General features: G+C 50.3%; 12 protein-coding genes and 2 tRNA genes. 12 read left to right on the forward strand and 2 right to left on the reverse strand.

What is annotated here, in order from left to right; all coding sequences use genetic code 11:
* Positions 1 to 566 precede the first annotated feature (566 nt).
* The 4 genes from NQF64_RS02315 (at position 567) to NQF64_RS02330 (ending at position 4,450) form a co-directional block, all read left to right on the forward strand.
* Positions 567 to 1,703: a hypothetical protein gene (locus NQF64_RS02315; protein ID WP_266106333.1), complete on the forward strand. Its 1,137-nt coding sequence runs from the start codon at positions 567 to 569 to the stop codon at positions 1,701 to 1,703.
* A 402-nt stretch (positions 1,704 to 2,105) separates the two neighbouring features.
* Positions 2,106 to 3,518: a mannose-1-phosphate guanylyltransferase/mannose-6-phosphate isomerase gene (locus NQF64_RS02320; RefSeq protein WP_266106334.1), complete on the forward strand. Its 1,413-nt coding sequence runs from the start codon at positions 2,106 to 2,108 to the stop codon at positions 3,516 to 3,518.
* A 109-nt stretch (positions 3,519 to 3,627) separates the two neighbouring features.
* A complete protein-coding gene (locus NQF64_RS02325) occupies positions 3,628 to 4,008 on the forward strand; it encodes a VOC family protein (protein WP_099027387.1) in 381 nt (126 codons plus the stop codon).
* A 103-nt stretch (positions 4,009 to 4,111) separates the two neighbouring features.
* A complete protein-coding gene (locus tag NQF64_RS02330) occupies positions 4,112 to 4,450 on the forward strand; it encodes a hypothetical protein (protein WP_266106335.1) in 339 nt (112 codons plus the stop codon).
* Between the two features lie 20 nt (positions 4,451 to 4,470).
* Here the strand turns inward: NQF64_RS02330 and NQF64_RS02335 are convergent, their stop codons facing one another.
* A complete protein-coding gene (locus NQF64_RS02335) occupies positions 4,471 to 5,367 on the reverse strand; it encodes an N-formylglutamate amidohydrolase (RefSeq protein ID WP_099027385.1) in 897 nt (298 codons plus the stop codon).
* A 37-nt stretch (positions 5,368 to 5,404) separates the two neighbouring features.
* On the opposite strand from NQF64_RS02335, the gene NQF64_RS02340 reads away from it, so the two are divergent.
* Positions 5,405 to 5,479, forward strand: a tRNA-Val gene (locus NQF64_RS02340).
* A 496-nt stretch (positions 5,480 to 5,975) separates the two neighbouring features.
* Complete coding sequence (locus NQF64_RS02345; RefSeq protein ID WP_099027384.1) at positions 5,976 to 7,220, forward strand: Gfo/Idh/MocA family protein; 1,245 nt, start codon at positions 5,976 to 5,978, stop codon at positions 7,218 to 7,220.
* 74 nt (positions 7,221 to 7,294) lie between these two features.
* Here the strand turns inward: NQF64_RS02345 and ruvX are convergent, their stop codons facing one another.
* Positions 7,295 to 7,762: a Holliday junction resolvase RuvX gene (gene ruvX, locus NQF64_RS02350; protein WP_266106336.1), complete on the reverse strand. Its 468-nt coding sequence runs from the start codon at positions 7,760 to 7,762 to the stop codon at positions 7,295 to 7,297.
* 68 nt (positions 7,763 to 7,830) lie between these two features.
* Between ruvX and gatC the strand changes: the two genes are divergently transcribed.
* From gatC to NQF64_RS02380, 6 genes are all read left to right on the forward strand, one after another.
* Positions 7,831 to 8,118 (forward strand): Asp-tRNA(Asn)/Glu-tRNA(Gln) amidotransferase subunit GatC, encoded by a 288-nt coding sequence (gatC, locus tag NQF64_RS02355; RefSeq protein WP_099027382.1) that lies wholly within the window; start codon positions 7,831 to 7,833, stop codon positions 8,116 to 8,118.
* A complete protein-coding gene (gene gatA, locus NQF64_RS02360) occupies positions 8,118 to 9,605 on the forward strand; it encodes an Asp-tRNA(Asn)/Glu-tRNA(Gln) amidotransferase subunit GatA (protein WP_266106337.1) in 1,488 nt (495 codons plus the stop codon). Before gatC ends, gatA begins: the two co-directional genes overlap by 1 nt.
* The gene (gatB, locus tag NQF64_RS02365) at positions 9,602 to 11,062 is read left to right on the forward strand and encodes an Asp-tRNA(Asn)/Glu-tRNA(Gln) amidotransferase subunit GatB (protein ID WP_155573098.1); all 1,461 of its coding nucleotides are present in this window, start codon (positions 9,602 to 9,604) and stop codon (positions 11,060 to 11,062) included. The genes gatA and gatB overlap by 4 nt, the downstream gene beginning before the upstream one ends.
* A 92-nt stretch (positions 11,063 to 11,154) precedes the next feature.
* Positions 11,155 to 11,247 (forward strand) — tRNA-Ser (locus tag NQF64_RS02370).
* A gap of 613 nt (positions 11,248 to 11,860) precedes the next feature.
* A complete protein-coding gene (locus tag NQF64_RS02375; RefSeq protein ID WP_266106338.1) occupies positions 11,861 to 12,070 on the forward strand; it encodes a hypothetical protein in 210 nt (69 codons plus the stop codon).
* The gene (locus NQF64_RS02380) at positions 12,067 to 12,342 is read left to right on the forward strand and encodes a site-specific integrase (protein WP_266106339.1); all 276 of its coding nucleotides are present in this window, start codon (positions 12,067 to 12,069) and stop codon (positions 12,340 to 12,342) included. Before NQF64_RS02375 ends, NQF64_RS02380 begins: the two co-directional genes overlap by 4 nt.
* Positions 12,343 to 12,355 lie beyond the last annotated feature (13 nt).

Consider the following 12,355-nt stretch of genomic DNA (forward strand, 5'->3'; position numbering starts at 1 on the left):
ATGACACGTTATCGGCCTGCAGGATCAGTACTGCTGCTGAATTGTAGCGGCCCATCAGCTTTAGTCTGGTGAGTTCTCAATTGGTTTGCAAGTTTGTTTTTTATTGTCTTAGGTTCGTCCAAAAGCTTGACCCAGATTTATAAGCTTTTTCATCCTTTTAACCATGGTGTGTTTGTCTTCGGGATTAGCTGTAACACTAGAGAAACTTGGGTTTTTTGAAGATAAAGAAGCGTGTGGGATCGGCCTTCACACGGCAGGGGTCACAGGTTCAATCCCTGTCGCATCCACCATAAAGCTTCCTGAAAAGTGAGTGTTTTTAGATATCGGTAACGGCCGGTATGTTGTTCATCGTCATTTACGCATGATCGTGAAAATGTGCGAGCGTCCAAGAGTTTTGCCCATTCATTTTTAGGGATTTCCCTCTGCCATAAGTGCCCCTTTCTTTAATGGCATGGTCCAGCGCGATCATATGGAAGCAGCGGCCGCATCTGTAATGGGGAGATGCACTGATGATAGAGGGTCGGCTGTGTAGCCTCATTATCGTGCCTATAGAGCACGTTACCGTCATGCTAAAGATAACAATTATTACAGAGCGGAGCATAAGCCTTGCTGGCACGTTTGCAGCGTGCAAATTGTGGAAGATAGCTAAGCTCTATTGCGTATTGGGGGTAGTGATGCGGGGATTTGTTGCGGGTATTTTGTGTTTTGTGGCGTTTGTTTTGATGCCTGGTTTGGGTGTTTGTGCTGATGGGATACCGCCTATAGAGGAGGGGTTGAAGATGGTTGCGGCGCAGCAGCAATATGCGTTGCAACGGATGGGCTTGAGTGCGGCGTTAGCGCGGCAGGCTTTGTGGGGGGCGAAGTATAAGCCTGAGTCTATGTGCGCGCAGCATGTGAGTTTGCTGTTGAGCGGGTATGATGCGTTGCATCCTGAGTTCCCTGATGATGGGCCGCCGGATAAGGATAGGCAGGAGCGTATTCGCTTAGCGAATTCTGGGTCATGGCGATTTGTTTACGATATTGAGCAGGTGCATATTTGTAGTAAGGCCTTTTTGGATAAGACGCCTGCGAAGCCTGCTTATAACCCGGAGAATGATCCTGTTCAGATTATGGCGCGAAGTTTTCAGCAAGACCGGCAGGGGATGATTGATGAGATGGTGCAGGCCGGTGTGGAGAAGAATGTTGCGGAGAGTGCGGCTATATTGGTGACTTCCCAGAAGGGAAGGTATAAAGAGTGTGCTAGGATTATATATCATATGTATGTGGATGGTATTCGTGGGGGGTTAGACCCTGAACTCGTTAGGGAGATGAATACACCTGATCCTAATACAGCGGAAACAGATTGTGACATTGGGCGGATGTATCAAGATCCGAATGCGGAAGACCCTTATGCGCCATCGATTGAGCGGTTATTGAAGGCTTTTCGGGAGGACCGGAAAGGGACGATTAAGAGGTTGAAGAAAGCGGGCGTCCGATGGGATCATGCTGAGGATGCGGCAGATTTAGTTCTTTCCCAGAAGGGGCGTTATTGGCGTTGCGCGGTTATTGTAGGGGGGTTGTTGGATAATATGGGGTATGAGTGGGGAGATATTACCCATCATGTAGATGCGATAAATAAAGGGTTTTATTATGTAGGTAGTGGCATGGGGGATGGGGTTTGCGATGTGGATAATATGAATCATGACCCACGGGAGGGATGGTAGAGCAAGGGGTTAAGTTGCTCCGTTATGAGGTGGTTTTTGGCCGAGATTGGTGCGGATGCAATCTATGGTTGTGTGCCATTTGTTACCCTCTGTATTGGTTGAGGGTTATAGCTGTAGAGGCTAGCATATTAAGTTAGTTTACTTTTAGGACTATTATTCTTCCCTTTTAGTTCAGCGTAATTGTTTTTAGATGGGGTGCGGTTATTGGTTTTGTTTTTAATGAAACAGAGTGTAGCGTTGTATGTGATAAAGACAAAACATTCTTTATTAAAAAGTAATTTTAATTTTATCTCTTACAATGGTTATTCTGTTTGCCGGGAGTTGACTTTTAAAGGGGGATAGGAGAAGAGAGCGTCTATATATCTGTAGAGCGGTATTCGTCGGTTCATGAAGGGAACTGGGATGATTGTTCCTGTAATATTGTCTGGGGGGTCTGGTACGCGGTTATGGCCAGTCTCGCGTAAGAGCTATCCCAAGCAGTTTTGTGCGCTTTTAGGGCAGGAGACACCCTTCCAGGAGACTGTGCAACGGACGAAGCTGCTTGGATTGCAGGCCGCTCCCATTATCGTGGGGAATTGTGACCATCGTTTTGTCATGGCCGAGCAGCTGCGGCAAGTTGGGATAGAGGGTGCGCGGATCGTGCTGGAGCCAGTCGCGCGTAACTCCACAGCGGCGATGGCAGCGGCGGCATTTTGGCAGGCTAAAACGGATGATGAGGCCATTTTATGGTTTATGCCAGCTGATGCCGCGATTACAGATATCCCCGCTCTACAAGAGGCGGTCTCTCAAGCGCGAGAAGCCGCCGAGAAAGGTTATATTGCGACATTCGGCATGACACCCACAAAAGCTGAGACAGGCTATGGGTATATTGAGCAAGGCAAAGCGTTAGACGGTACGCAGAAAGCGTTTCATATCACGCGCTTTCTTGAAAAACCGAATGAGGAGGAAGCAAAACGCCTTTTAGCAGCGGGGAAATATCTTTGGAACTCCGGCATGTTTATGGCGCGAGCTAAGGTGTTTTTGTCTGAGTTAAAGGCTCTTGCTCCAGAGATTTACAATGCGGTTGAGCGTTCGGTTGAGAATGTTCAGACAGATTTAGGCTTTCTTCAGCTAGAAGCAGAAAGCTTTGCCCAAGCGCCGTCTATCTCGGTAGATTATGCGGTGGCGGAGAAAACGCAACGTGCTGCTGTGGTGCCTGCTCATTTCGGCTGGATGGATGTTGGGAGTTGGGATGCCGTTTGGGAGCTAACACCTAAGGATAGTGACGGCAATGCAACGCGAGGCAATGTCTTTTTAGACAGAGCCAAGAATTGTTATGTACATTCTGATAGTGTTGTTGCGACGGTAACAGGCGTGGATGACCTTATCATCATCGTTACCAAAGATGCTGTTATGGTTTCACATCGCGACCGTGCACAAGATATTAAACACATGGTCTCACGCCTCCGGGATGAAGGTCGCGGTGAAGCTGAGAAGCATGTGCGCATGTACCGCCCTTGGGGGTTTTATGAGAGTTTGATTCAGGGTGATCGCTTCCAAGTGAAGCGTATCCATGTGAGTCCGGGGGAGAAATTATCGCTCCAAAAACATTTTCATCGTGCTGAACATTGGGTTGTTGTTGCTGGTACAGCCCTTGTAACGCGTGATGATGAGGTCCTTACGGTTAAAGAAAATGAGAGTGTTTATTTGCCATTAGGGGCTGTTCACCGGTTAGAAAATCCCGGCCGTATCCCGATCACCTTGATTGAGGTGCAGTCTGGCCCTTATTTGGGAGAGGATGATATTGTGCGGCTAGAGGATGTATATAAACGTTAGCCTCTTACTGAAATGTTAGATTTTAGAGGCTATAGCCCTCATTGAAAGATAGAGACGCCTCCCCATATCCTAGCAGGAATGAATTTTCTTCGAGTTGGGAGAGTTGGCTATGCTTTACACGCATGTTGCCTTAGGGACGAATGATCTTGCACGCGCTAAGAAGTTTTATGATGCGTTATTCTCCGTTATGGGCGGGAAAGCTCTAGGCGAGGCGATGCCTGGTAAGCTGCTTTATGAAAAAGACGGCCAGATGTTCATGATTGGTAAGCCAATTGATGGTAACCCGGCTTCGGTAGCGAATGGTTTTACACTAGGATTTGCTCTTAGGAGTGAAGATGAGGTGAAAGCATGGCACAAAGCTGGCATTGAACATGGCGGCTTGGATATTGAGAACCCGCCGGGGGTACGGAATGTGGGTGATGCGCAATATTTTCTAGCTTATTTGCGTGACCCAGATGGTAATAAGCTCTGTGGTCGTTACGACCTGTAATGGGGAGGGGCGAGCATTCCGTAATGGTTTGCCTGCTGTCTTTCATGTGCTAACGCTGCGGGCTGTCTGAGATAGAAAGAGGTTTTAGATGTCTATATCTTCTATGCTGAAGCGGACTTGCTTGTTGTCCGGTATGGCACTCGGGTTGTGTGCTGCATCATTGGGTGTAGCAGCGTCCCAGCCTGAAGCAGATTCTGCTGGAGTGAAGCAAATCACGACGCAGTTTTCCGGCTCTGTGAGTCCTGCTGGTGCGGTTTTGGATAATAAAACAGGCAAGATTATCGGCGAGATTGATCGCGGTGGCGTTGTTTATAACAACCAAGGTAGTGCCGTAGGGTCTGTCGATGATAACGGCTTGGTGCGCAATAAAGCTGGGACGCCTGTTGCTCAAGTCGCAAAGACAAATAAGCTGGCAGGTGTAGCTTTTCTTTTAGAGCAATAAGATACGCTGTTACTCTTTCCCTATTCTTTGGAAGTAGGGAAAGAGTGTGCCATTGCTGATAAGATGTCTGTTAGGTCTTTTTGCATAGTTGTAAAATGGCGATTGGGTTTTAATGTTCCTAAATTTACATAACAAGCACGGTTAATTTCGATCTGTAGGCTTTGTTTATTTTCTTCCATTACGCCGTACCGGCTTGTTATGTATCCACCTGGATAGGGCACATTACGTTGGACGTGATACCCTTTAGCGGTGAATAAATCTTCAGCCATACTGATGAGATCATGAGAACATGTGGTGCCGTGCTTATTGCCGAGCACAATGTCGCATGGCCTTGCCTGGGCTAATGGTGGCATGGAGTGAATATCTAACAAAATTGCCGTGCCAAATTGCTCAATGAGGGATTCCAGCGTTGTGTGGAGGGCGTGATGATAAGGTTGCCAATAATGGGTAAGGCGCGTTCTGGCCTCTTCAACTGGTAAGCAATAACGGTAAATACTTTTCCCCGGCGCTAGACAGCGCGGTATGACGCCATAGCCTGCGCGTACTTTTGCACTATGGATGAGGTCTTGTTCAATAAGGGGGGGAGAAAACATGCTGGCATCAAGCTCCCGCCAATCCCGATTTACGTCGCAAAAGCTTCGTGGAAATAGTGCTTGAATGAGGCTGAGGCCATGAGCGGGGAGGTCTTGTAGGAGTTCATTGATAAAACGATCCTCCATGCGCTCTAGTTCATTGAGGGGAAGAATAGTCGTTTTGAGAAAATCTGTAGGATAATTTCGCCCGGAATGTGGGGATGATAACAAAAAGGGAGTCCGGCTCTTACAAGGAGGGAGCTGTATCCCAACGGCCTGGGAAGGGCGAAGCGGGAGTGCGCACGGAGGTTTTTGAACTTTTTTCACAATGGAGGCTTGCCACATCTTATAGGGCAAGGTAAATACCCTCTCACACCAAGAGGGGCGCATAGCTCAGCGGTAGAGCACTACCTTGACATGGTAGGGGTCACAGGTTCAATCCCTGTTGCGCCCACCACTCCTCTGGTGATTATCTCCTTAAATAATTGATGTGTGTTAAACGCAGCGGCGGGAATGTCCAAGGCTGTTTTTGTCGCTGCTATTGATGCTGTATGTCAGCAGTAACGATGAATATGGTTCAAGGCGTAATGAAAAACCTTGTTACTTGCGTGAAGATAGCATGGGCATCGTGTTTTCTCTACATCTTTTAAAGGAAAGATGTTGTGCCATGTCTAAAATGCAATTCATCTATACCTTGTGAAAGAGAGTGAAAATAAACCCTTCGTGATCCTGATTATAATATGTTGTAAAATAAGTATTTTATATCAGTGATAGATTTATCTTATATTTCAGGATCGTAAATGGAGATATTCCGTAACAAGGGGCGATTGCCAATCCCTTTTAGGCAGCTTTAACCTCCCCGCAGAGGCCGGGGAGTATAAAAATCTTCCCGCTTGTCGCTAGGCTTCGTAATTCTGCGAGGCCGTTATTTCAGTGGAGAGGATGTACTTAAAATGAATGCTCATTCATCATCCAAAAAAACGGTTAATACAGGCCGTCGGCATGTTTTGGGCGCCCTTGGGGCTTCCATCGTAGCAGGGGGGGCAAGCTCCGCTGTGGCGCAGTCTCTTGGTTTCCCAGCACCGCCGGCTGGCTTGGGGAAACGCCCTTATCCGAATCTTCTTCGCCCGCTAAATGATGGCCCGCGTAAGTTTGGTTATGCCATTGTTGGTCTTGGCAAATATGCTGTGAACCAGATTCTGCCTGCTTTTGCAGAGTGTGAATATGCGAAGGTTACAGCTCTTGTCAGCGGTGACATCGAGAAGGCACGTCGTCTTGGCAAGCATTATGGTATTGAGGAATCTCACCTCTATACATACGACACGTTCGATAAAATCGCGCAGGACCCGGAAGTTGATGCCGTGTACATCATTCTGCCGAACTCCCTGCATGCTGATTTTACGGAGCGTTCTTTCCGCGCTGGCAAGCATGTGCTGTGTGAAAAGCCAATGGCTGTCACGGTGGAAGAATGTCAGCGTATGATTAACGCTGGTAAGAAAGCTGGCAAGAAGCTGATGATTGGCTATCGTTGCCACTTCGACCCCGTTACACATAAAGCTATTGAGCTGGCACGCACCAGCATCGGTAAGCCACAGATTATCAGCACAGATAACGGCGATAATACCGACCCGACCGATCCTACCTACCAGTGGCGTCTAACACGCGCGCTATCTGGCGGTGGTGCGCTGATGGACCTCGGTATTTACGGGGTGAACGGCTCTCGTTACATGCTGGATGAGGATCCGATTGAGGTTCAGGCCACAATCATGCCGCCATCTGACCCGATGTTCCGTGAGATTGACGAGACAATCGTTTGGATCATGCGGTATCGCTCTGGCGCGGTGGCACATGGTAGTGCCTCCTTTAACGTCAATGCGATGTCCCGCTTCAACCTGCAAGGGACGGAAGCCTCCCTGCGGATGGATCCTGCAACAAGCTACTGGTGTAACAGCGTAAGCCACTGCACAAGTGGGGATACACAAACATGGTCCACACCGATGTTCACCATCCCAGCATTGAACCAGTTCTCCGCTCAGCTAGACCATCTAGCCATCAGCGTAGCTAATAACACACCGCTCGCTGCAACGGGTGAAGAAGGCATGCAGGATGTGCGCTTGATTCAAGCTATGTATCAGTCTGCTAACTCTGGTAGTCGCCCTGTCTCCACTGATTGGGGTGACTGGCGTAAGACCATCTGATCGTCCTTTAAGACGCTCTGATAAGGAGGGGGCCGCATGGAGCATGTGGCCCTCTTTTTTGTGGGTAAGATATATTAAGAGGCTATCGTGGCATCCAACCAGCCTTGCAACATGTAGGCTGCGGCCATTTTATCGACCACGTCTCCGCGTTTTTTACGGCTCATATCGGCTTCTTGAATCAAAAAGCGATTTACAGCACTGGAGGAGAGCCGCTCATCCCATAAGCAAGCAGGTATATTAAGACGCTCGCTTAAATCTTTTGCCCAATCATGAGCAGCACGAGCAGCAGGGCCGAAGCTGCCATCAAGGGAGAGGGGAAGGCCGACAACGATTCCCCCTATTGCATGCTGGGTGCATAATTCCTGAAAGATTGGCAGCATCTGTTTAAGTTTTTTTCGCATCACAATGGTAAGGGGTGAAGCCAGCATGAGCGATGTATCAGACAGGGCAAGGCCTATCTGCTTACTGCCAGGGTCTATCCCCAGAACAGAATGTGAAGGTTGAAGCTGATTACGTAGCTCCTGTGGATTGAATAGTGTCATAGCAAGAGGGTATGATCCTTTCTAAAGCTGTGAAGCTAACGTAACGCTTTTTGTGAACAGGACTATACATGTCGCTTGACGTGAAAACAGTGGCAAAAATGGCCAGACTGGCAAGAATTGGTCTTTCTGAGGAGGAGCTACAGGCTCATCAGAAAGAAATGCAGGGAATTATCGGCTGGGTCGATCATCTCAATGAGGTTGATATTACAGATGTCCCCCCGATGGTCGGCACGGGTTTGGCCCAGCCACGCTTGCGTGATGACAAAGTAACGGATGGAAATTGCCCAGAAGCCGTCCTCTCCAACGCACCGGAGCGTGAAGGTCCCTTTTATACCGTGCCGAAGGTGGTGGAATAATGAGCAGCCTGTTTGATTACACATTAGCATCCGCACGGGATGCTTTGCGCGCCCGCAAGATTTCCGCTGTGGAATTGGTCGATGCCCATATTGAGGCTATTGAACGCCTTGATGATGGGTTAAATAGCTTCATCACTCGTACGCCAGAGCAAGCGCGCCTTGCCGCGAAGGAGGCAGATGCTGCTTTAGCAAAAGGGGAAGGGGGGCCTTTATGTGGCCTGCCAATCGGCTTGAAAGACCTTTTTGCCACCAAGGATGTTCGCACAACGGCTGCGAGTAAAATCCTTGATAATTTCGTCCCCCCTTATGAGAGCACGGTGACAGCTAACCTCAAGCAGGATGGAGCTATCTCTCTTGGTAAGCTGAATCTTGATGAGTTCGCTATGGGGTCCACCAACCTAACCTCCGCTTTTGGCGGGGTGATGAATCCATGGCAACGGCGTGGCTCCACAGCGAAGTTAGTGCCCGGTGGGTCCTCTGGTGGTTCTGCCGCAGCAGTGGCGGCGGGGTTGGTTCTTGGGGCTACTGGGACGGATACGGGCGGTTCCATCCGCCAGCCTGCGGCTTTTTGCGGTATTGCAGGGGTTAAGCCGACTTATGGGCGTTGTTCCCGCTTTGGGACCATCGCCTTTGCAAGCTCTTTAGACCAAGCGGGCCCGATGGCGCGTAACCTGCAAGATTGCGCTATTTTGTTGGAATCTATGGCAGGGTTCGACCCAAAAGATTCTACAAGTGTGGATAAACCCGTCCCACATTATGAGGCGGCCTTGGGGCGAGGCGTGAAGGGCCTAAAGGTGGGGATTCCGAAAGAATATCGGATTGATGGCCTCCCAGCTGAGATTGCCGCTGTTTGGGACCAAGGGATTGCCTGGCTTAAAGAGGCAGGGGCCGAGATTGTCGATATGTCTCTGCCACATACACAATATGGCCTCCCAGCTTATTATATTGCAGCTTTGGCGGAGGCATCCTCCAACCTTGCGCGGTATGATGGTGTGCGTTTTGGTGAGCGCGTAACGGGGGCATCACTGGATGCTCTTTATGAAGCAACGCGTGCAGCGGGCTTTGGTGAGGAAGTAAAACGCCGTATCCTGCTGGGTACTTATGTGCTGTCCTCCGGCTATTATGATGCGTATTATCTGCGCGCGCAAAAGGTTCGTACCTTGTTACAGCGGGACTTCTTGCAGGCTTACGAAAAGGTAGATGTCATCCTCGCCCCAACGGCACCTTCTGGGGCTTTTGCATGGGATGAAAAACCAACTGACCCCGTGCAGATGTACCTTAATGACGTCTTTACCGTGCCTGCTAGCATGGCCGGTGTGCCTGCTTTGTCCGTACCTGTAGGGTTGGATAGCCACGGCGTGCCACTTGGCTTGCAGTTAATTGGTCGCTTCTTTGATGAAGAAACACTCTTAGCCGCGGGCTCCGTTTTGGAGAAAGCAGCGTCCTTTACCCATCGTCCTACTATCCATGCAGGGGTATCAGCATGAGCGCGTATCGAATCACTGGTGAAACTGGCGCATGGGAAGTGGTCATCGGGTTGGAAGTCCACGCCCAGATTGTAAGCCAAGCGAAGCTATTTTCTGGGGCCTCTGCCTCCTATGGCGGGGAGCCTAACAGCCATGTTAGCCTGATTGATGCAGGCTTCCCTGGTATGCTGCCTGTCTTGAACCGTGAGTGCGTAGCCCAAGCGGTACGGACAGGGCTTGGCTTGCGAGCGCAGATTAATCTTTTCAGTCGCTTTGACCGGAAGAATTACTTCTATGCGGATTTGCCGACAGGCTATCAAATTAGCCAGTTTGAGCATCCAATCGTGGGGAAGGGCACTGTCGAGATCGAGCTAGCCGATGGTGAAACCCGGCATATCGGCGTGACCCGGATGCATATGGAGCAAGATGCCGGGAAGTCCATTCACGACCAAGACCCGACACGCTCTTTCATCGACCTCAATCGCGCTGGTGTGGCGTTGATGGAGATTGTGAGTGAGCCCGATATTCGCTCCCCAGAAGAAGCCGGGGCGTATATCCGCAAATTACGGCAGATTCTGCGTTATTTGGGGACATGCGATGGCAATATGGAGGAAGGCTCCATGCGTGCGGATGTCAATGTCTCTGTCCGGCGTGAAGGGGAAGAGGGCTATCGTACGCGCTGCGAGATTAAGAATGTGAACTCCGTACGCTTTGTCATGCAGGCGATTGAAGTTGAAGCGCAGCGTCAGGTTGATGTGTGGGAATCTGGTGGGGAAATTGACCAAGAGACCCGCCTTTTTGACCATGTAAAGGGCGAGACGCGCTCTCTGCGGACCAAGGAAGATGCGCATGATTACCGCTACTTCCCAGAGCCGGACCTCCTGCCTTTGGTGCTAGAGCAATCTTGGGTGGATGAGCTGAAGGCGGCTCTGCCAGAATTGCCAGAGGATAAGCGCGCACGGTTGGAGAAAGAATACGGCGTCTCTCGCTATGAATCGGGCGTTCTGACGGCTGAACAATCTGTAGCGGACTTTTACGAGACAGTGGCACGCGGGGCAGATGCACGCTTGGCGACAAACTGGATTTTGGGTGATTTCTTCGCAGCATTGAATCGAACAGGCCGGACGATTGAGAATAGCCCGGTCTCTGCTGAATCATTGCGTGAGCTTCTTGCCTTGATAAGTGATTCCACCATTAACGGGAAAATCGCAAAAGAGGTTCTCGAAGATATGGTGGAGACAGGTGATAAACCTTCCGCCATTGTGGACCGTAAGGGCCTCCGCCAAGTGACGGATACAGGCGCGATTGAAGCGGCAATTAGCGAGATTTTAGCAGCGAATGCGGATAAAGTTGCTGAATATAAGAGCGGCAAAGATAAGCTCTTTGGCTTCTTTGTTGGGCAAACGATGAAAGCCATGAAAGGTAAAGCCAACCCGGCCATGGTTAATGAGTTGCTGAAGAAACTTTTAGCCTCATAAAATCGTAAAAAGAATGGTGTAGGGGGCTTTACGTCACGCGCGTTTCCCCCTACAAAACGTCCTGCAAACGCCGTGTAAAAACCGTTTATAGCGGAGGGGTGGCCGAGAGGCTGAAGGCGGCGGTTTGCTAAACCGTTATACGGGTAACTCCCGTATCGTGGGTTCGAATCCCATCCCCTCCGCCAAGATCCTTTTCCCCGGGAAACTGCCGTTTTTGAGGTTTTTCTTTTTCCTTGTGTCTCGTGCACGTGTTACGTGTTGACCATGGGAAAAGATACAATGCCCAATTTTATCATACGACGTCGTGACGGCTATTATTTCCGGGCACGACTCTCGCCGCGTTTACAGAGCGTTTCGGGCAGGAAGTCGTTCTCTCCCTCCAGACGACCGATTATCATCAGGCCCGCAACCGGATGTCTCATGTGCTCAAAACCTTCCGGGATTATCTGGATCGGGGGCTTCTGACCGACCGCAAGGCGCTCCTTGAAACGCTCCGGAAGACTGTCTCCAAGGGAAGCACCCCTGATGACACTTACGCAGCGGAACGGGAGGCCGGTTGATGTTCCTGTATGGCCAGTCGAAATTCCAGGCGCTTTATAAGGCCAATGCCGAACAGGCCAAGCACTTGGCGGCTCTTCGCTCTTTCTTGAAGATAGGCGAACTGCCCAAGTCTGCCACGGTGCCGAAGTCAGACAATCATGAGGATGCCCTACGCTGGTTACTGGAAGGCCGTGGCAGGCTTATCTGGATGAATTCTGGCAGGATAATCCCGGTTATGCGGCCAAGAGCGTCTCAGGCATGAAAACCACCTTTTCCTATCTTGAACGGGTATGGAAGAGGAAGCCGCTTGGCAGTCTGGTCAAGCGTGACCTTGTCGATGTGGCCGATTTCCTGCGCGACTTTGTCAGTGAGCGTCACCAGCGCCCTTTGAGCTACAAGGCGATCCAGCGCCAGCTTGGCGAGGTCAGGAGCTTCCTGCGCTGGGCGATTGGCAAGGATTACCTGTGAAGGATGACGGTTTTGAACTGGTCCGTTCCCGCAAGCCAACCATGGAAGAAAAGAATGCCCAGGACAGGCGACGTTCCTTTACCCATGCCGAATTGAAGCGCTTTTTCCAGTCGGATGCTTTTGCCGCGACGGGACAGGATGATGGCTGGTGGCTTGCGGTCCTGTGCGCCATGACAGGGGCGCGGGGTGGAGAGCTTATGGAAGCGCCCTCCGAATTGGTCATGATTGGGGACATTCCCTGCATTGACCTCCGGTCCGGAAGGCGGGCATAAAAACCAAGAATGC

The sequence above is a fragment of the Bombella saccharophila genome (assembly GCF_026385475.1).
Taxonomy (GTDB): Bacteria; Pseudomonadota; Alphaproteobacteria; order Acetobacterales; family Acetobacteraceae; genus Bombella; species Bombella saccharophila.